15 protein-coding genes are annotated in these 20,516 nt (G+C 64.1%); 9 read left to right on the forward strand and 6 right to left on the reverse strand.

Annotated features, from left to right (window positions below):
* The coding region (locus L6D77_RS25565) for a retention module-containing protein (protein WP_236170197.1) at nt 1-3,904 on the reverse strand (3,904 nt) is incomplete at its 3' end.
* A gap of 350 nt (nt 3,905-4,254) precedes the next feature.
* On the opposite strand from L6D77_RS25565, the gene L6D77_RS25570 reads away from it, so the two are divergent.
* The 7 genes from L6D77_RS25570 to L6D77_RS25600 all read left to right on the forward strand — a co-directional run bounded on the left by L6D77_RS25570 (nt 4,255) and on the right by L6D77_RS25600 (nt 13,126).
* Nucleotides 4,255-5,592, forward strand: a complete 1,338-nt coding sequence (locus L6D77_RS25570) for a TolC family outer membrane protein (RefSeq protein WP_232885543.1) — start codon at nt 4,255-4,257, stop codon at nt 5,590-5,592.
* Between the two features lie 43 nt (nt 5,593-5,635).
* Nucleotides 5,636-7,792: a type I secretion system permease/ATPase gene (locus L6D77_RS25575; protein ID WP_236170198.1), complete on the forward strand. Its 2,157-nt coding sequence runs from the start codon at nt 5,636-5,638 to the stop codon at nt 7,790-7,792.
* 7 nt (nt 7,793-7,799) lie between these two features.
* On the forward strand, nt 7,800-9,158 hold the full coding sequence (locus L6D77_RS25580) for an HlyD family type I secretion periplasmic adaptor subunit (RefSeq protein WP_232885545.1): 1,359 nt from the start codon (nt 7,800-7,802) through the stop codon (nt 9,156-9,158).
* A gap of 283 nt (nt 9,159-9,441) precedes the next feature.
* Nucleotides 9,442-10,341, forward strand: a complete 900-nt coding sequence (locus L6D77_RS25585; protein ID WP_232885541.1) for a TauD/TfdA dioxygenase family protein — start codon at nt 9,442-9,444, stop codon at nt 10,339-10,341.
* 18 nt (nt 10,342-10,359) lie between these two features.
* The gene (locus L6D77_RS25590; protein WP_232885540.1) at nt 10,360-11,379 is read left to right on the forward strand and encodes an ABC transporter substrate-binding protein; all 1,020 of its coding nucleotides are present in this window, start codon (nt 10,360-10,362) and stop codon (nt 11,377-11,379) included.
* A 6-nt stretch (nt 11,380-11,385) separates the two neighbouring features.
* A complete protein-coding gene (locus tag L6D77_RS25595; RefSeq protein ID WP_232885539.1) occupies nt 11,386-12,249 on the forward strand; it encodes an ABC transporter ATP-binding protein in 864 nt (287 codons plus the stop codon).
* Between the two features lie 13 nt (nt 12,250-12,262).
* Nucleotides 12,263-13,126, forward strand: coding sequence for an ABC transporter permease (locus L6D77_RS25600; protein ID WP_232885538.1), 864 nt, complete (start codon nt 12,263-12,265; stop codon nt 13,124-13,126).
* 204 nt (nt 13,127-13,330) lie between these two features.
* On the opposite strand, the gene L6D77_RS25605 is transcribed toward L6D77_RS25600, so the two are convergent.
* Entirely contained in the window at nt 13,331-13,888 is a 558-nt protein-coding gene (locus L6D77_RS25605; RefSeq protein ID WP_232885537.1) for a WCX domain-containing protein, read from the reverse strand.
* Between the two features lie 205 nt (nt 13,889-14,093).
* Here L6D77_RS25605 and L6D77_RS25610 point away from each other — a divergent pair, with 205 nt between their 5' ends.
* Nucleotides 14,094-14,906 (forward strand): tetratricopeptide repeat protein, encoded by an 813-nt coding sequence (locus tag L6D77_RS25610; RefSeq protein ID WP_232885536.1) that lies wholly within the window; start codon nt 14,094-14,096, stop codon nt 14,904-14,906.
* A 186-nt stretch (nt 14,907-15,092) separates the two neighbouring features.
* Here L6D77_RS25610 and L6D77_RS25615 read toward each other — a convergent pair whose 3' ends face one another.
* The 4 genes from L6D77_RS25615 to ycaC form a co-directional block, all read right to left on the reverse strand.
* A complete protein-coding gene (locus L6D77_RS25615; protein ID WP_232885535.1) occupies nt 15,093-17,066 on the reverse strand; it encodes an amidohydrolase in 1,974 nt (657 codons plus the stop codon).
* Between the two features lie 156 nt (nt 17,067-17,222).
* Nucleotides 17,223-18,041: an alpha/beta fold hydrolase gene (locus L6D77_RS25620; protein ID WP_232885534.1), complete on the reverse strand. Its 819-nt coding sequence runs from the start codon at nt 18,039-18,041 to the stop codon at nt 17,223-17,225.
* Nucleotides 18,042-18,083: 42 nt separating this feature from the next.
* On the reverse strand, nt 18,084-18,644 hold the full coding sequence (locus tag L6D77_RS25625; protein ID WP_232885533.1) for an antibiotic biosynthesis monooxygenase: 561 nt from the start codon (nt 18,642-18,644) through the stop codon (nt 18,084-18,086).
* Nucleotides 18,645-18,723: 79 nt separating this feature from the next.
* On the reverse strand, nt 18,724-19,353 hold the full coding sequence (gene ycaC, locus L6D77_RS25630) for an isochorismate family cysteine hydrolase YcaC (protein WP_110992047.1): 630 nt from the start codon (nt 19,351-19,353) through the stop codon (nt 18,724-18,726).
* Between the two features lie 130 nt (nt 19,354-19,483).
* Between ycaC and L6D77_RS25635 the strand changes: the two genes are divergently transcribed.
* Nucleotides 19,484-20,395 carry a LysR substrate-binding domain-containing protein gene (locus tag L6D77_RS25635; RefSeq protein ID WP_232885532.1) on the forward strand — a complete coding sequence of 304 codons (912 nt, stop codon included), beginning with the start codon at nt 19,484-19,486 and terminating at the stop codon, nt 20,393-20,395.
* Nucleotides 20,396-20,516: the final 121 nt, after the last annotated feature.

A 20,516-nucleotide genomic window follows, 5' to 3' on the forward strand; every position in this document is an offset into this window, starting at 1 on the left:
CCAGTTCCAGGTTCTCGAAGGTCTTGCCAGCGACGGTTGCGTCGCTGACACCCACGGTCAGGCTATCGGCATCTTTGAAGACGTCATCGCCCTGGGCGTCGGCCTTGTAGATGGCTTCGGTCTGGCCTGCAGGAATCACGACTTTGGCGCCGTTGCTCAGCGTAACGGTCAGATCCTGATCCAGCTTCTGGCTGACTTTGACGGTGAAGCTTGGCTGCTGGTCTTCGGTGACGTTGCCATTGCTGACGATGGTCACGCTGACCTTGTCGCCTTCGTTGCCCGCGCCCGGCGTACCGGTGCCTGGTTCGTCGGTAACCGAGGTGGTGACGGTGTTATCGCCGAGGGTCAGTTTTTCGAAGTTGTCGCCACCGGCGACCGACTCGATCTTGTTGACGATATTCGGCTGACCGCCGACAAAGACGTCGTCCTTGGCGGTGATGGTGAAGGTGCCAGAGGCGCTGCCCGCTGGAACGGTGACTTTGGTGCCGTCGGTCAGGGTGAAAGTCAGGCCGTTATGGCCAGTGACCGACAGGCCCTGGGCGTTGGTCAGGGTCACGGTGTAGGTGACCTGGCCGCCTTCGCTGACGGTAGTTTTGTCCGCCGACAGGGTGGCGACGACTTCGCTGGTGGTGTCGGTGATCTGCACGGTGGCAGAGCCGCCCAGCTCCAGGTTCTCGAAGGTCTTGCCTGCAACAGTCGCTTCGCTCACACCCACGGTCAGGCTGTCGGCATCTTTGAAGACGTCATCGCCCTGGGCGTCGGCCTTGTAAATGGCTTCGGTCTGGCCCGCCGGAATCACGACTTTGGCGCCGTTGCTCAGCGTAACGGTCAGGTCCTGATCCAGCTTCTGGCTGACTTTGACGGTGAAGCTTGGCTGCTGGTCTTCGGTGACGTTGCCGTTGCTGACAATGGTCACGGATACCTTATCGCCTTCGTTGCCCGCGCCCGGCGTACCGGTGCCAGGCTCGTCAGTGACGTCGGTCTTCACTTCATTCTGACCCAGGGTCAGTTTTTCAAAGTTGTCCGCACCGGCGACCGATTCCAGCTTGTTGACGATCGAAGGCTGGCCGCCGACGAAGACGTCGTCCTTGGTGGTGATGGTGAAGGTGCCAGTCGCACTGCCGGCTGGAACGGTGACTTTGGTGCCGTCGGTCAGGGTGAAGGTCAGGCCGTTGTGGCCAGTGACCGACAGGCCCTGGGCGTTGGTCAGGGTCACGGTGTAGGTGACCTGGCCGCCTTCAGTGACGGTGGTCTTGTCCGCAGACAGGGTGGCGACGACTTCGCTGGTGGTATCGGTGATCTGTACGGTGGCGTCGCCACCCAGTTCCAGGTTCTCGAAGGTCTTGCCAGCGACGGTTGCATCGCTCACGCCGATGGTCAGGCTGTCCGCGTCTTTGAAGACGTCGTCGCCCTGGGCATCAGCCTTGTAGATGGCTTCGGTCTGGCCCGCCGGGATGATCACCTTGGCGCCGTTGCTCAGGGTAACCGTCAGGTCGTGATCCAGCTTCTGGCTTACCGAAACCGTGAAGCTCGGTTGTTGGGCCTCAGTGACATTGCCATTGCTGGCAATGCTGACCGTCACGGTGTCGATGCTGTCGTTGATGGTGGTTTCGGCAGGCGCCGGGTTGGGCTCCAGTTTCTCGAAGTTGCCGCCGGTTGCACCGGTAATGGTGGTGCTGACGGTGCTGCCGTTGTTGTAGACGTCGTTGGCCGGGGTCTGGAAGTCGACGCTGCCGGTGTTCTTGCCTGCTTCAACGGTGATGGTCTGGCCGTTGGACAGGGTGACGGTGACCGGGGTCTGGGCCGGGTTGGTCAGGGTCACTGTGTAGGTGATCACACCGCCTTCGGTCACACTCGGAGTGGCGGTCAGGGTGGCGGTGGTGGTGTCGAGCGAGTCGTTGATCACGGTCTCGGCAGGCGCCGGGTTCGGCTCCAGTTTCTCGAAGTTACCGCCGGTTGCACCGGTAATGATGGTGCTGACAGTGCTGCCGTTGTTGTAGACGTCGTTGGCCGGGGTCTGGAAGTCGACGCTGGCGGTGTTCTTGCCTGCTTCAACGGTGATGGTCTGGCCGTTGGACAGGGTGACGGTGACCGGGGTCTGGGCCGGGTTGGTCAGGGTCACGGTGTAGGTGATCACACCGCCTTCGGTCACGCTCGGGGTGGCGGTCAGGGTGGCGGTGGTGGTGTCGAGCGAGTCGTTGATCACGGTCTCGGCAGGCGCCGGGTTCGGCTCCAGTTTCTCGAAGTTGCCGCCGGTTGCACCGGTAATGGTGGTGCTGACGGTGCTGCCGTTGTTGTAGACGTCGTTGGCCGGGGTCTGGAAGTCGACGCTGCCGGTGTTCTTGCCTGCTTCAACGGTGATGGTCTGGCCGTTGGACAGGGTGACGGTGACCGGGGTCTGGGCCGGGTTGGTCAGGGTCACTGTGTAGGTGATCACACCGCCTTCGGTCACACTCGGAGTGGCGGTCAGGGTGGCGGTGGTGGTGTCGAGCGAGTCGTTGATCACGGTCTCGGCAGGCGCCGGGTTCGGCTCCAGTTTCTCGAAGTTACCGCCGGTTGCACCGGTAATGATGGTGCTGACAGTGCTGCCGTTGTTGTAGACGTCGTTGGCCGGGGTCTGGAAGTCGACGCTGGCGGTGTTCTTGCCTGCTTCAACGGTGATGGTCTGGCCGTTGGACAGGGTGACGGTGACCGGGGTCTGGGCCGGGTTGGTCAGGGTCACGGTGTAGGTGATCACACCGCCTTCGGTCACGCTCGGGGTGGCGGTCAGGGTGGCGGTGGTGGTGTCGAGCGAGTCGTTGATCACGGTCTCGGCAGGCGCCGGGTTCGGCTCCAGTTTCTCGAAGTTACCGCCGGTTGCACCGGTAATGGTGGTGCTGACAGTGCTGCCGTTGTTGTAGACGTCGTTGGCCGGGGTCTGGAAATCGACGCTGCCGGTGCTCTTGCCTGCTTCAACGGTGATGGTCTGGCCGTTGGACAGGGTGACGGTGACCGGGGTCTGGGCCGGGTTGGTCAGGGTCACGGTATAGGTGATCACACCGCCTTCAGTCACGCTTGGTGTGGCGGTCAGGGTCGCGGTGGTGGTGTCGACGGTATCGGTGATCTGGGTCACTGCCGGCGTGGTGCTCGGGGTGATGATCAGGCCGTTGCCGCCTGTGGTACCGGTGATGGTCGCGGAAATCTGCCCGCCATCGATGTACGGGGTGTCATTGGCTGGAATGTTGACGTTGACCGAGCCGCTGGTCTGGCCGGCCGGGATCACGATTACCGCGCCGTTGGACAGGGTCACGGTCAGGTTGCTCAGCGGTGGCTGGCCGACGGTGGCGGTATAAACGATCACGCCACCGGCTTCGGTGATCGAAGGGGTGGCGCTCAGGGTCAAAGCGGTGTTGACCGGGGCATCAGTAGTGGTCGTGCTGGTATCCAGCCCGGCCACCTGCTCGATGGTCTGCCCGGTGGCGAAACCGATCGGGCCGGTGGGGAAGCCTATGGTGGGGTCTACCACACCGGCGGTCTCTTGCAGCATGACCACACTGTGACCACCGCCCGCGGAACCGCCACCGGCGGCGGATGGGCCAGCTGCAGTGGCTTCCAGGTCGGTAGTCGGGTCGGCGCCAGCGGCGATGGCCTGTTGCAGCTCTTCAACCGAGGGCGCTGCCTGGGCGGTGGCCTGGCTCAGGTCGGTGCTGCTGTCGGGCGCGTCGGCGCTCCACTGGGTGTCGCGGCCCAGGTCTAGCAGGCGGCCATCGGCCAGCTCCAGGGTGACCGCGCCGCCAGGGCCGGTTTCTACGTGTTCGCCGGCAAGCAGGCGGTCGCCTTCGATAAGAACGCGTCGGATGCCTTCTGGGGATACTGCGATGACTTGGCCAATAATGCTTTTGACGATGGCAACAACAGTGCTCATTGGACTCTCCGGACTAACCGTTCAGTGTGGCTTCCATGCCCTGCCGGCTTGTGACGGCGGCGACTGATGGAATGTTTCAAAAATGTTTTTGACGCATAAAAGCGTCAATTTTATGTCTATAACTATTGGCGATTAACTTTATGCCAAACTATTGACCTTCTGGCAGCCATCCTAAACAATCGCCAAGGTAATGTCACATTGATATTTGGCCCGTCACAGCCCTTTCTTTCGTATTAATCGCACTGCCAATTCGGAAGCTTCCTTCACACGAAATCAGGGTTGCCATTTTCCAGGGCAGAAACAGCTTTGGCTGTGATTTGGAACAACAGCTCTCTCGGGAATCAGTAAAAATGCGTGCGTCACTGTTCACCGCTCTTCCTTTCGCTCTCGCCGCCACATTCGTTCAAGCACAAACCTTGCCCGAAGCCATGCAAAAGGCCCTCGAGGTGCACCCGGAGATCCAGGCCGGTGTGAATGCACGCACGGCCGCAGACTACCAATTGCGTGCCGCCAAGGGCGGCTATTTGCCGCGGGTGGACGTGACCGCTGGCTATGGCCGTGAAGGCACCGACAGCCCGAGCAACGGCAACCGTTGGGACACCTTGAACCGGGGCGAGTCGGCAATCCGTATGCGCCAGATGGTGTTTGACGGTTTTGCCACGTCCAGCGAAGTGGGGCGTCAACAAGCCACCGTCAATGCCCGCGCCTACTCCCTGCTGGGGACCTCCGAGCGTACCGGGCTGACCGTCGCCCAGGTTTACCTGGACGTGCTGACCCGCCGCGAGATGGTGCGCCTGGCCGAAGACAACCTGCGCAACCACGACCGTATCCTCGACCAGATCAAGCTGCGCACCAGCCGTGGCGTTGGCCGCATGGCCGACCTCGACCAGGCCGAAGCGCGCCAGGCCCAGGCTCGCAACAACCTCATCACCGAGCAGACCAACCTGGCCGACGCCAACACCAACTACCTGAGCGTCGTCGGGCAAATGCCGGACGAGTTAAGCATGCCTGCGCCGTTTGTCGACCTGCTGCCGGCCAGCTTGGATGAAGCCCGCCACCAGCTGGTGGAGAACAGCCCGATCCTGCGCTCGGCCGAGTCGGATATCGCGGCGGCGGAAAAACAATACGAAGCGGCGAAGTCTACGTTCTATCCGCGTTTCGATGCCGAAGTCGGACGGACGGCCGACAACAACCTCGATGGCACCGTGGGCCACAACAACGAGTGGCAGGCCATGCTGCGGATGAACTTCAACCTGTATGCCGGTGGCAGCAACAAGGCGGACCTGGAATCGAAGTCCTACCTGGCCAACCAGGCCCTGGACATTCGCAACAACGCCTTGCGTCAGCTCAATGAGGAGTTAGGCTTGGCATGGAATGCTCTGGAGAACGCCAACGCCCAGGTACCGATCGCCCAGCAGTATGTCGACCATAGCAATCGCGTGCGCACCGCCTACCAGCAGCAATTCGGTCTTGGCGAGCGCACGCTGCTCGACCTGCTCGACAGCGAAAATGAAACCTTCACCGCCCAGCGCCGTCTGGTAGAGGTGAAGAACATTCAAATGTTTACTCAGTATCGAATCAAGGCGACCATTGGCCAGCTGCTCAAGAGCCAGGGGGTCGTTGCACCACTGGCAAGCGTTGTGCAGAACGATCTGAAACCCAAGGTGAGCCTGCCGGGCATGAACTGACAGGCGCCTTGAATCACTCCCCACAAGGATGAAGAGAGCGCGCGTGGAATCCGAAGTCAGTCGAGTCCAACTCAGCCACGATCCACGCAGTCAGCATGACGACCCGTTGCTGGATAGTCTGCTGACCCTGTGTGTCCTCCATCAGAAGCCCGCCAGCCGGGCCATGCTGACCACCGGCCTGCCGTTGCCGGCCCAGCGCCTGAACGCCGAGCTGCTGCCCCGTGCCGCAGCCCGGGCGGGGCTGCAGGGGCGCCTGTTGCAGCGCAAGCTGGAGCAGATCCCGACCATGGCCATGCCGGCGATGCTGCTGCTCAAGGAGGGCCGCAGCGCGGTGCTGGTCGGTTGGGAAAACGCCGACACCGCCCGCCTGCTGCTCAGCGAGAGCGACGGCGGTGAAGTGCTGGTGGCGCGCGAAGCCTTGCAGGGCGACTACAGCGGCAAGGTGTTCTTCGCCCAGCCGCAGCACAAGTTCGATGTCAACCACGGCAACTTGATCCCGCGCGCCCGCTCGTGGTTCCGCGACACCCTGATGCGCAGCAAGTGGCTGTACATCGATGCCATCGCCGCCAGCCTGGTGATCAACCTGATCGCCCTGGCCGCGCCGCTGTTCGTGATGAACGTGTATGACCGTGTGGTGCCTAACCAGGCCACCTCGACGCTGTGGGTGCTGGCCATCGGCATCGCTGGCGCCTATGTCTTCGACCTGATACTCAAAGGCTTGCGCAGTTTGTGCCTGGACCTGGCGGGCAAGAAGACCGACCTGATCATCTCGGCGACGCTGTTCGAGCGCATCGTCGACATGTCGATGAAGTACCGCCCGGCGCGGGTCGGCAGCTTTGCCCAGAACATCCACGAGTTCCAGGGCCTGCGCGACTTCCTCGCCTCGCTGACCTTGACCAGCCTGATCGACCTGCCGTTCACCCTGTTGATCCTGATGGTCATCGCGATCATCGGCGGGCATCTGGTGTGGATCCCGGTACTTGCCTTCCCGTTGGCGCTGGGCATCGGCTACGCCTTGCAGAAGCCGCTGATGGCGACCATGGAGCGCACCATGGCGCTGGCCTCCGAGCGCCAGTCGAGCCTGATCGAGACCCTTGCCGGGCTGGATGCGGTCAAGGTCAACAACGCCGAGAGCGAACGCCAGTACATGTGGGAGCAGACCCTCGGCACCCTCAGCCGCCTTGAGCTGCGGGTCAAGGTGCTGTCGGGCCTGGCGATGAACATCACCCTGCTGATCCAGCAATTGGCCGGCGTAGCGATGATCTGCGTGGGCGTGTACCTGATCATCGACGGCAACCTGAGCATGGGCGGCCTGGTGGCCTGTTACATGCTCAGTGGCCGCGCACTTGGCCCGCTTGGCTCGCTGAACGGGCTGCTGGCCCGCTACCAGCAAGCCAAGGTGACCATGGCCGCTACCGACCAGATGATGGAGCTGCCGCAGGAGCGCAACTTCGAGGAGCGCCCGTTGAGCCGCAAGGTGCTGCAGGGCGCGGTCGAGTTCCGTGGGGTCGAGTTCACCTACCCCAACCAGCAGAACCAGGCGCTCAAGGGCATCAACCTGAACATCCGCCCCGGCGAGAAGGTCGGCATCATCGGCCGCAGCGGCTCGGGCAAGAGCTCCCTGGCCAAGCTGATCGTCGGCCTGTACGAGCCGGACAACGGCTCGCTGCTGGTCGATGGGGTGGACATCCGCCAGATCGACGTCAGCGAGCTGCGCCACAACATCGGCTACGTGCCCCAGGACATCCAGCTGCTGGCCGGCACCCTGCGCGACAACCTGGTCAGCGGCGCCCGCTACATCGAAGACGAGCTGATCCTGCAGGCCGCCGAGCTGGCCGGTGTGCACGAGTTCGCCCGGCTGCACCCGGACGGCTACGAGTTGCAGGTCGGCGAGCGTGGCCAGAACCTCTCCGGCGGCCAGCGGCAGAACGTCGCCCTGGCCCGGGCGCTGCTGCTCAACCCACAGATCCTGCTGCTCGACGAACCCACCAGCGCCATGGACAACACCGGCGAAGAGCGCCTCAAGCAGCGCCTGAGCGCGGTCATCGAAGGCAAGACCGTGCTGCTGGTCACCCACCGCGCCTCGCTGCTGTCGCTGGTGGACCGGTTGATCGTCATCGACCGTGGACAGATTGTTGCGGATGGCCCGAAAGCCTCCGTCATGGATGCGCTGAAGAAGGGGCAGATCAGTGTTGCATAAGCTGGATATGGGGCGTTTCAAGGACAGCCTGCGCCGCTACTTCAAAGGCTCCGAATCACTGGCCGGGCAACCGCTGCCCGAGGTCAACAAGGCCCTGATCGAGGATGCGCCGCGCATTGTGCGCCTGACCATCTGGGGCGTGATCGCGTTCTTCCTGTTCCTGATCATCTGGGCCAGCGTTGCGCCCATCGACGAGGTGACGCGCGGCGAGGGCAAGGCCATCCCGTCGTCCAAGGTGCAGAAGATCCAGAACCTGGAGGGCGGCATCGTCGCGCAGATCTACGCCAAAGAAGGCGAGATCGTCGAGATTGGCCAGCCGCTGCTGCGCCTGGACGAAACCCGCTTCGCCTCCAACGTCGACGAAACCGAGGCCTCGCGCCTGGCCATGGCCCTGCGCGTGCAGCGGCTGACCGCCGAAGTGGAAGACAAGCCGCTGCAGATCGACGAAGAACTGCGCAAGGCCGCACCCAGCCAGGCTGCCAACGAACAGTCGCTGTACCAGAGCCGACGCCAGCAGCTGCAGGATGAAATCAGCGGCCTGCAGCAACAACTGGTGCAGAAACAGCAAGAGCTGCGCGAGTTCACCTCCAAGCGCGCCCAGTACGCCAACAGCCTGCAACTGCTGCGTCAGGAGATCTCCATGTCCGAGCCGTTGGTGGCCCAGGGCGCGATCTCCCAGGTCGAAGTGCTGCGCTTGCGCCGCGCCGAGGTCGAGAACCGCGGCCAGATGGATTCCACCAGCCTGGCCATCCCACGTGCCGAGGCGGCGATCAAGGAAGTCGAGAGCAAGATCGAAGAGACCCGCGGCAAGTTCCGCAGCGAGGCGCTGACCCAGCTCAACGAGGCCCGTACCGAGCTGAACAAGGCCACCGCTACCAGCAAGGCGCTGGATGACCGGGTCAACCGCACCATGGTCACCTCGCCGGTGCGCGGTATCGTCAAGCAACTGCTGGTCAACACCATCGGTGGCGTGATCCAGCCGGGCAGCGACATCATCGAGGTGGTGCCGCTGGACGACACCCTGGTGATCGAAGCGAAGATCCTGCCCAAGGACATCGCTTTCCTCCACCCCGGCCAGGAAGCCACGGTCAAGTTCAGCGCCTACGACTACACCATCTATGGCGGGATGAAGGCCAAGCTGGAGCAGATCGGCGCCGACACCATCACCGATGAAGACAAGAAGACCACCTACTACCTGATCAAGCTGCGCACCGACAAGAGCCACCTGGGCACCGATGCCAAGCCGCTGTTGATCATCCCGGGCATGGTCGCCACGGTGGATATCATGACCGGCAAGAAGACCATCATGAGCTACCTGCTCAAGCCGATCATGAAGGCCCGCTCCGAAGCCCTGCGCGAGCGTTGATCGTCTGCAATATCCTGTGGGAGCGGGTTTACCCGCGAATGCGATGGTGACGCTACCGACGTATTCGCGGGTAAACCCGCTCCCACAGGCATGCGCTCAATCCCCTCTCATATGTATATGCATTAAAGATATTTAAATTATCTTTCTTATGCCTCTATAGTCGCCCCCACTGCGTACCTGCCGACCAATCGGCGCGCCGCACGACTCGAACCCACACGGGCAATCCCCGTGCGTTTCTGATCGTTGCGCGCACTGAAGTCGCGCACTTGCGTGGGAGTGAACAATGCCAGCCGCCTCGAACGCCTTGTCGACCATCGACAGCGCCTTGCCGCAAACCTTCGAAATCCGCCCGTTCACCGGTGCCGTCGGCGCCGAGATCATCGGCCTCGATCTGGCCCGACCGGTCAGCGCCAAGGATTTCAACCGAATTCATCGCGCCCACCTGGACCACCACGTGCTGGTGTTCCGCGACCAGCGCATTACCCCCGAGCAACAGATCGCCTTCAGCCGCCGCTTTGGCGAACTGCAAATCCACGTGCTCAAGCAGTTCCTGTTGGCCGGCCACCCCGAGATCCTGATCGTCTCCAACATCATCGAGGGCGGCGCCAACATCGGCCTGGGCGATGCCGGCAAGTTCTGGCATTCGGACCTGTCGTACAAGGAGCTGCCGAGCCTGGGCTCTATGCTGCATGCCCAGGAGCTGCCCAGCGAGGGCGGCGATACCCTGTTCGCCGACATGCACAAGGCCTGGGACGCCGTGCCCGACGCCCTGCGCAAGGTCATCAAGGGCCGTGACGCCGCCCACTCCTACACCGCGCGTTATGCCGAGACCAAGTTCGAGGGCAACTGGCGCCCGACCCTCAGCGCCGAGCAGCTGGCCCAGGTGCAGGAAGTCATCCACCCGGTGGTGCGCACCCACCCGGAGAACGGGCGCCAGGCGCTGTTCGTCAGCGAGGGCTTCACCACCCGCATTGTTGGCCTGCCCGATGACGAAAGCCGCGACGTGCTGCAGCAGCTGTACGCCCTGAGCGTGCTCGAACAGAACATCTACCGCCATCAGTGGCAGCCCCATGACCTGGTGTTCTGGGACAACCGCTCGCTGATCCACCTGGCCACCGGTTGCCCAGCGCACCTGCGGCGCAAGCTGTACCGCACCACCATCCAGGGCGATGCCCCGTACTGACGACTGAGGATTCTCATCATGCGCAATACCATCAGCCGCCTGGCGGCCAGCATCGGCCTGGGCGCCAGCCTGGTCATCGGCAGCCTCGCGGCGCCGACCGTGGCCCACGCCGAGGGCAAGATCCGCATCGCCGAGCAGTTCGGCATCGTCTACCTGCTGCTCAACGTGGTACGTGACCAGCAACTGATCGAAAAACACGGCAAGGAGCAGGGCATCGACATCGCCGTCGACTGGGCCCAGCTCTCGGGCGGCGCGGCGATCAACGACGCGTTGCTGTCCGGTTCGGTGGACATTGCCGGCGCAGGCGTGGGCCCGCTGTTGACGGTGTGGGACCGCACCAAGGGCCGGCAGAATGTGAAGGCCGTGGCCTCGCTGGGCAACTTCCCGTACTACCTGGTCAGCAGCAACCCCAACGTGAAGACCATCGCCGACATCGGCGACAAGGACCGCATCGCCGTTCCGGCGGTGGGTGTCTCGGTGCAGTCGCGCTTCCTGCAGTATGCCGCTGCCCAGCAGTGGGGCGACAAGGAGTACAACCGCCTCGACAAGTACACCCTGGCCGTGCCGCACCCGGATGCCACTGCCGCGCTGCTGGCCGGCGGTACCGAACTCAACGGGCACTTCTCCAACCCGCCGTTCCAGGACCAGGTACTGGCCAACAAGAACGTGCACGTGGTGCTCAACAGCTATGACCTGCTCGGCCCCAACTCGCCGACCCTGCTGTTCGCCACCGAGAAATTCCGCAAGGACAACCCCAAGACCTACAAGGCCTTCGTCGATGCCCTGGCCGAAGCCGCCGACTTTGCCCAGAAGGACAAGGCAGCCGCCGCCGACACCTACATTCGCGTGACCAAGGCCAAGATCGACCGCGACGCGCTGATCAAGCTGATCGACAACCCGCAGTACGAATTCACCGTGACCCCGAAGAACACCTACAAGCTGGCCGACTTCCTCTACCGGGTCGGTGCGATCAAGAACAAGCCTGCGTCGTGGAAGGACTACTTCTTCCAGGATGAACGCCCGCTGCAGGGGAGCTGACCGACCATGACCGCCCCATTGCCAGGCCACACGGCCAGCAACCTGAGCCGTGTCGCCACCCCACCGCTGCTGGCGGTGGACAACCTGAGCCTCGAATACCGCACCGCCCAGCGCGTGGTGCGGGCCACCCACCAGGTCAGCTTCGCAGTGGACCGTGCCGACCGCTTCGTGCTGCTCGGCCCCTCCGGCTGCGGCAAGTCCACCTTGCTCAAGGCCGTGGCCGGGTTCATCGAGCCCCGTGAAGGGCAGATTTTGCTGCAAGGCCAGCCGGTACGCGGCCCCGGGCCGGACCGCATCGTGGTGTTCCAGGAGTTCGACCAGTTGCCGCCGTGGAAGACGGTGAAGCAGAACGTGATGTTCCCGCTGCTGGTGTCCGGCCAGCTCAAGCGCGCCGAGGCCGAAGAGCGTGCCTTGCACTACCTGGAAAAGGTCGGCCTGGCGGCGTTCGCCGATGCCTATCCGCACACCCTGTCCGGGGGCATGAAAGCGCGCGTGGCGATTGCCCGGGCGCTGGCGACCCAGCCGAAGATCCTGCTCATGGACGAGCCCTTCGCCGCCCTTGATGCCCTGACCCGCCGCAAGATGCAGGAAGAGTTGCTGCTGCTGTGGGAAGAGGTGCGCTTTACCTTGCTGTTCGTCACCCACTCCATCGAAGAAGCGCTGGTGGTGGGCAACCGCATCCTGCTGCTGTCGCCGCACCCGGGCCGGGTGCGCGCCGAAGTGCACAGCCACCAGTACGACCTCGGCAGCCTGGGCGGCAGCGACTTCCAGGCCAGTGCCCGGCGCATCCACCGCTTGCTGTTCGACGAGGACGAGGCGCCGGCTCAGGCCAGCGACCTTGGCTTCAACGACATCCGCATCGCCTACTGACAGGAGCCTTGGCATGACGACGACAGCTGTTCGCCAGGAATACGAAGTGCAGCTGCACCCCCTGCCCGGGGTGCCGCTGGAACGTGATCTGCCGCTGGCCCAGCGCCTGTGGCAGCAAGGGTGGCTGCGCAAGGCACTGATCCTGGTGCTGCTGGCCGGGCTGTGGGAGCTGGTGGCGCGCTTGACCGACAACGACCTGCTGCTACCGAGCTTTGTGCAGACGGCCGTGGCGCTGGGGGAGGGGCTGCTCAGTGGCGAGATATTCGCCAAGGTGGGTGTATCGCTGGTGGTGCTGCTCAAGGGCTACCTGCTGGGGATCGCCCTGGCCTTCGGCCTGACCAGCCTGGCGGTGTCGACCCAACTGGGGCGCGACCTGCTGGGTACCCTGACCTCGATGTTCAACCCGCTACCGGCCATCGCCCTGTTGCCGCTGGCGCTGCTGTGGTTCGGCCTGGGCGACAACAGCCTGATCTTCGTGCTGGTGCATTCGGTGCTGTGGGCGCTGGCACTGAACACCTACGCGGGCTTTCTCGGTGTCTCTGAAACCCTGCGCATGGCCGGGCGCAACTATGGCCTGCGCGGCTTGCGCCTGGTGCTGCATATCCTGGTGCCGGCGGCGCTGCCGTCGATTTTGTCGGGGCTGAAGATTGGCTGGGCCTTCGCCTGGCGCACGCTGATCGCTGCCGAGCTGGTGTTCGGCGCCAGCAGCGGCAAGGGTGGGCTGGGCTGGTACATCTTCCAGAACCGCAACGAGCTGTACACCGACAAGGTGTTCGCCGGGCTGGCCGTGGTGATCCTGATCGGGTTGCTGGTTGAGGGGCTGGTGTTCAATACCCTGGAGCGGCTGACGGTGAGGCGTTGGGGGATGCAGCGCTAATGTCAGAACCGAGACTTGTAGGAGCGGCCTTGTGCCGCGAAAGGGCCGCAGGGCGGCCCTGAGATTTCAGCGTGAAAGCGGAAATCGCGGGGCTGCTGCGCAGCCCTTTCGCGGCACAAGGCCGCTCCTACAGAATCTGTGCAACCCATGTGGGAGCCGGCTTGCCGGCGATGAGGCCAGATCAGGCCAAAGCGTTCTGGGTGTTCAACCCTGGTACTGCGCCGCCGCATTGGCCAGGGTCCTGCCAATTTCCTCACGCAACTCAAGCGGCAACTCCACCACCAACCCTTCCCCTTGGCTCAGCAGCCACCAGCGCAACGGCCAGCCATCCACCACCGTTGCCCTCAGCCGGTGCCCCTGTTCCAGCGGCGTCAGTTGCATATCCGCGGTCAACGGCGCTTCGCGCAGCTGGCGCGCCAGCAAGTCGCTGACCCACGCCTGCAGTTCCACGCCTTCATCCTGGGCCGGTTGCAGCGCATCGCCACGCAGATACCCCTGCAGATCGAAATTGCCGCGCAGCTCGCTGCCGGCATTGGCCGACCAGTGCCAGCCAAACGGAATGCTCTTGTCGTTGCGCTCCAGCGGGAAAATCAGCGACAGCTCGTTGAGGTCGCGCTCGACGGTGCGTTTGCTGACGTTGAAGCCCACGTCACGCAGGCGCCACACCAGATCGGCGCTGGTGGTCCCGGGGGAGCGGCTGGGCAACTGGCGCAGAAGTGCCCATTGGCGGCTGAGGGTGGCGCGGGTGGTGGCGAACGGCAAAGGAAACGTCCTTGTCTGGGCTTGCCGCCATAGGATGGCGGCATGGGCGGGTCATGGCAATTGGCCACGGCTTGCTCAGATCAAGGAACAGACAATTGGTTGCCTGGGCGTGGATCGTTCGCGACAGGTTTTGTCGTAACGACGCGCAGAATCACGCCTCATCACCGCACGGCTCGGAGCTGTGTACCGTTCAATGAGGATGAACATGTCTGCTGTCAGCAATATCCATTCGCTGCTCGCGCGGCTTCTACCCGAGCGTATCGTGCCGGCACCGGCACTGCCGGGCCAGCGGCAGCGGATATTCGTTGGGGTCGGCATGCCGAGCCAGGCGGTGCAGGGCGGTGAGCGCTTCGGCCTGATCGACCGGCTGGATGAAGCCAGCGATCTGCAGGCGGTGTACGCCGACCTGTGCAGCCAGGCGTTGCTCGGCAATGTGGCGGCACTCAACGACCTGGGCTGGCTCTGGCTCAACGGCAAGTACTGGCGCGGCGACACCGTGCTGGCCGGGCATCTGCTGCGCATGGCGGCCTTGCAGGGTAATGCGGTCGCCTGGTTCAACCTGGGGCAGCAGCATTATTTCGGCAAGGGCGTGCAGGTTTCGTATGCCAACGCCGCCGACTATTACCGCCATGCCTTCGAGCGCGGCATGCTGCATGCCGCGGCGGCGCTGGGTGACCTGTACGAGGAAGAGGTGTGCGACGGCGATCAGCCCTGGCAAGTGGACCCGCTCGAGGCGTACCAGTGGTTCCTGCGCGGCGCACAGCGCGGCGAGGCGCGCTGCCGTTTCGAAGTGGGTTACCGCTTGCTGCACGGGCTCTACGTGGCAGCGGATAGCCGGGCTGCCTTGTACTGGCTGGAGTTGGCGGCGGCCACCGGGGTGATGCAGGCCGCCGAGGAGCTGGCGGTGCATTTCAGCAGCCGCGACAGCGCGCGTTACCTGGGCTGGCGCGACCAGGCTATCCAGCTGGGCAGCACGCTGGCGTTGACCATGAAGCTGGAAGATCAGGTGCAGCGTTGAGGGCATGGCCTGATGCTGGTCTGTTAGTGACTCATCGCTGTTATTGGGGCTGCCTTGCAGCCCTTCGCGGGTAAACCCGCTCCCACAGGATCGCGTCTTTCTAAAGATAGGCGCTGTACCTGTGGGAGCGGGTTTACCCGCGAAGGGCCGCAGAGCGGCCCCAACGAATGCTATTGCCCCTTCACCTCAGAACGCAAAGCACGAACACCCCAATGCCCCCCAGAACCCCTGGAAGTCGCTGACCGGCACCTTGGAGTGGCGCGCCTGTTCGTGGCTGTGGGCATGCACCCCGCACGGCCCTGAACACTGGTGCACGGCCGCCGCCAGCGATGGCGTGCCCACGCGCCAGTGCCCGGGCACCTTGGCCACCGGCGACCACTCGGGCAGCACCGGCACCTGTGGCGGGCCGAGCTTGTCGAACTCGGCAGCGCCGTACACCACCTTGCCATCGACCACCGTCAGCACCGACTCGATGCCCTTGATCGCCTCTTCGTCGACGCTGAAGAAGTCCAGCGACAATGCCGCCAGGTCCGCCAGTTGGCCCACCTTGAGCTGGCCCTTCTTGCCCTGCTCGCTGGAGAACCAGGCACTGCCCTGGGTGAACAGTTGCAGCGCGGTGTCGCGGTCCAGGCCTTCGCGGTGCAGCGCCATGCCGCCGACGGTCTTGCCGCTGACCAGCCAGTACAGCGAGGTCCACGGGTTGTAGCTGGACACCCGGGTGGCGTCGGTGCCGGCGCCCACCGGCACGCCCATGTCGAGCATGCGCTTGATCGGCGGGGTCTGCTCGGCGGCCTTGGCGCCGTAGCGGTCGACGAAGTATTCGCCCTGGAAGGCCATGCGGTCCTGGATGGCGATGCCGCCGCCCAGCGCCTTCACACGCTCGATGTTCTGCGGGGTGATGGTTTCGGCGTGGTCGAAGAACCACGGCAGGCCATTGAACGGGATGTCGCGGTTGACCTTCTCGAACACGTCGAGCATGCGCGTGATCGATTCGTTGTAGGTGGCATGCAGGCGGAACGGCCAGCGTTGCTCCACCAGGTGGCGCACCACCGGTTCCAGCTCCTGCTCCATGGTTTGCGGCAGGTCCGGGCGCGGTTCGAGGAAGTCTTCGAAGTCGGCGGCGGAGAACACCAGCATCTCGCCGGCGCCGTTGTGGCGCAGGAAGTCGGTGCCGCTGTGCAGCTTGACGCTGGCGGTCCACTTCTTGAAGTCGTCCAGCTCTTCCTTGGGCTTCTGGGTGAACAGGTTGTAGGCGATGCGCACGGTGAGCTGGTTGTTGTCGGCCAGCTCCTGGATCACCGAGTAGTCGTCGGGGAAGTTCTGGTAGCCGCCACCGGCGTCGATGGCGCTGGTCAGGCCCAGGCGGTTGAGCTCGCGCATGAACTGGCGGGTCGAGTTGACCTGGTACTCCAGCGGCAGCTTCGGCCCCTTGGCCAGGGTGGCGTAGAGGATCATCGCGTTGGGCCGGGCGATAAGCATGCCGGTCGGGTTGCCGAACTTGTCGCGCTGGATCTCGCCCCCCGGCGGGTTGGGCGTGTCCTTGCTGTAGCCCACCGCCTTGAGCGCGGCGCGGTTGAGCAGGGCACGGTCGTACAGGTGCAGCAGGAACACCGGGGTGTCGGGCGCGGCCTGGTTGATTTCTTCCAGGGTGGGCATGCGCTTTTCGGCGAACTGGAATTCGTTCCAGCCGCCGACCACCCGCACCCACTGCGGGGTCGGCGTGCGGGCCGCCTGGTCCTTGAGCATGCGCAGGGCGTCGGCCACCGACGGCACGCCTTCCCAGCGCAGTTCCAGGTTGTAGTTGAGGCCGCCGCGGATCAGGTGCAGGTGCGAGTCGTTCAGGCCTGGGATCACCGTGCGCTGTTTGAGGTCGATGACCTGCGTGCTGGCGCCTTTGTGGGCCATGGCCTGGGCATCGTTGCCCACCGCGATGAACTTGCCGTCCTTGATGGCGACGGCGGTGGCGGTGGGGTTTTCACGGTCGACGGTGTGCAGTTTGCCGTTGAACAGGATGAGGTCGGCGGTCATGGAGCCTCCTTGGGTGGATGCATGGGCGTAGCCGCTGAAGGGCAGGGCCGACCAGAGCGCGCCGGCGGCGCCGAGCACGGTGCTGGTGGCGAGGAACTGGCGGCGGCTCTTGTCGTTCGGGTCCTGGGACATGGTGTTCTCCATCGGGCGGCGGCAGGCGGGTGAAGGTTAGCCTTGATCAGGTGTTGTGCAGCCTGCTTCTGTGGGAGCAACTGTCTTGCGCAGTTTTTCTGTAGGAGCGGCACAAGGCCGCTCCTACAGAGAATGCGCCGCAAAGCGGCCCGCTTTTCAGCGGTTCAGGAAGGCCAGCAGGTCTTCATTGAGCTGCTGCGCATGGGTCACGGCAAAGCCATGCGGCGCCCCTTCGTACACCTTCAGCTCGGCACCGCGGATCAGCTCTGCAGCTTTCCTGCCAGTGCTCTCGAATGGCACGATCTGGTCGTCGTCACCATGGATGACCAGGGTCGGCACATCGATCTTGGCCATGTCCGGGCGGAAGTCGGTTTCGGAGAAAGCGGTCACGCAGTCCAGGGTGCCTTTGATCGACGCCAGCAAGGCAATGTTCAAGGTCTGGGTCTGCACGCCCTGGGACACCTGCTGGCCATGGTTGATGCCATAGAAGGGCGCGGCAAAGTCGGCGATGAACTGCGCCCGGTCTGCCCGCAGGCCGGCCTTGATGCCGTCGAATACCGCGCTGTCGACGCCGTCCGGGTTGTCGTCGCGCTTGCCGAACACCGGCGTTACCGCCCCCAGCAGCACCAGGCCGGCGACACGCTCGCTGCCGTGCCTGGCGATGTAGCGGCTGACGTCGCCACCACCCATGGAGAAGCCCACCAGGGTCACCTCGCGCAGGTCGAGGTGTTCGATCAGCTGGGCGATGTCATCGGCGAAGGTGTCGTAGTCGTACCCGCTCCAAGGCTGGCTGGAACGGCCGAAACCACGGCGGTCGAAGGCGATGGTGCGGTAGCCGCGGCTGGCCAGGAACTCCATCTGCGAATCCCACATGTCGGCGTCCAGCGGCCAGCCGTGGCTGAACAGGACGGGTTTGCCACTGCCCCAGTCCTTGTAGTGGATCGAGGTGCCATCGCGGGTAACGAGTGTGCTCATGTCGGTATCTCCTGAAAGTCGAGTGAGGCAGTGAGGTAGCTTTCAGCCGCGCAGCCAGGTGGCGCAGCGGCGGGTCACCCAGGGCATGATGTAGAACACCACGGGCAGGATGACGAACAGGTTGGTGATCAGGTTGCCGCTGATCGGGCCGCCCAACAGCGGGTAGCGGGCGAACAGCGGCGCCAGCAGTTGCGGGATCAGCAGGGTCATCGGGCAGATCACCAGGTAAGTCAGCACGGCCTGCTTCCAGCGCGGCGGTGGCGCGGCGCGGTTACTGGGCGGGGTGAACCAGAACTCCGGATCGTCATGCACCTGGGTCTGGTCGCCTTCTTCCAGCAGCGGCAGCACTTCACTGACCAGCGCCTGGCGCTCGGCCGAATTGACCCAGGCCTGCAGCAGGCCGGCGTCGGCGAAGCGCACGATGGTGGTGAACTGTCGGCCACCGTCGTCGGGGCGGATCACGTTGACGTCCAGGTGGCCAGGCTGCTGGCGTGCGGTGCTCACCGCGCGCTTGAGCCAGGCCTCGTAGGGTGCCAGCGCCTGGGCGCGGACCTTGTGCTGAATCACCAGCGTGACGACGTTGCGGTTGTGTGGCGTGTTCATCGGCGGGCCCTGGCGTGAGCTGCGTTGGCGGGGTGTGCTGCCCGGCCTGGCGCCACTGGGGCGCCAGGCGGGTGGCGGGTTACTTGCCGGCGGTCAGGGTGTTGTAGCTGGTCATCAGGTTGCGGTAGTCGGGGATGTGGTTGGAGAACAGCGCGGCCAGGCCCTCGACATCGTTGCGCCAGTCGCGGTGCAGCTCACAGGCCACGCCGAACCAGGTCATCAGTTGCGCGCCGGCCTGGCTCATGCGGTCGTGGGCGGCGTCGCGGGTCATTTCGTTGAAGGTGCCGGAAGCGTCGGTGACCACGAACACTTCGAACTCTTCTTCCAGGGCCGCCAGCGCCGGGAAGGCCACGCATACCTCGGTTACCACACCGGCGATGATCAGTTGCTTCTTGCCGGTGGCTTTCACTGCCTTGACGAAGTCTTCGTTGTCCCAGGCGTTGATCTGGCCGGGGCGGGCGATGTACGGCGCATCCGGGAACAGGGCCTTGAGTTCCGGCACCAGCGGGCCGTTGGGGCCTTGCTCGAAGCTGGTGGTGAGGATGGTCGGCAGGTTGAAGTACTTGGCCAGGTCGGCCAGGGCCAGCACGTTGTTCTTGAAGCGGTCCGGCTCGATGTCGCGCACCAGCGACAGCAGGCCAGCCTGGTGATCCACCAGCAGTACGGCGGCGTCGTCTTTGTTCAGGCGGTTGTATTTGAAGTTAGCCATGGTCGTGCTCCTTAGGGTGTGTCGTTCACTGGGTGGGGTGTTTCGCGTTGATGAGCAAAGATTAGATTCATCACCTTTGGCGCGGTAGACTGCAAAAATTGCCTCTAGCGTTCTATTTGGTGAACGATCAATGGAAGACCTCAACTCCCTGTACTTCTTCACCCAGGTGGTGGAGCACGGCGGCTTCGCCCCGGCCGGGCGGGCGCTGGACATGCCCAAGTCCAAGCTCAGCCGGCGCATCGCCGACCTGGAGGAGCGCCTGGGCGTGCGGCTGCTGCACCGCACCAGCCGGCACTGTTCGCTGACCGAGATCGGCCAGGCCTACTACAACCGTTGCCTGGCCATGCGCGTGGAGGCCGAGGGCGCCGCCGAAATCATCGAGCGCAACCGCAGCGAGCCGCGCGGGCTGGTGCGCATCAGCTGCCCGACCACCCTGCTCAATTCCTGGGTGGGGCCGATGCTCACCCGCTACATGCTCAAGTACCCGCAGGTGGAGCTGTTCATCGAGAGCACCAACCGCCGTGTCGACCTGCTGCACGAAGGCTTCGACCTGGCGCTGCGGGTGCGCTTCCCGCCGCTGGAGAACACCGACATGGTGATGAAGGTGCTGAGCAACAGCACCCAGTGCCTGGTCGGGCACCCGGCGTTCCTCGAGCAGTTGCCGGCGGGCTTCGACCCGCAGCAACTGAGCACGCTGCCCAGCCTGCACTGGGGCGGCGCCCAGCGCGAATACCAGTGGGAGCTGTTCCAGGGCGAGGACCAGCAGCACAGCCTGGTCATCCCGCACACGCCGCGCATGGTCAGCGACGACCTGTTTGCCCTGCGCCATTTCGTGGTGGCCGGGGTGGGCATCGCCCACCTGCCACGGGTGGCGGTGCGAGACGACCTGGCGGCGGGCAGGCTGGTGGAAATGCTGCCGCAGTGGCACCCGCGCTGCGGCATTGTCCATGCGATCTTCCCGTCACGGCGCGGCTTGCTGCCGTCGGTGCGCTCGCTGATCGACCATTTGGCCGAGGAATTCGCCACCAGCGACATGGCCTGACGGCGCGGGTCTGGCGCGAGGATGAACAACTTTTCATCTTCGCCTGCCGTCAGGCCCGGTTGACGGCAGGGGGAGGGCAGGGCGTATATTGATAGTTAGCAAACTATGAATATCCTCGGTT

The organism is Pseudomonas parasichuanensis, assembly GCF_021601385.1.
GTDB lineage: Bacteria > Pseudomonadota > Gammaproteobacteria > Pseudomonadales > Pseudomonadaceae > Aquipseudomonas > Aquipseudomonas parasichuanensis.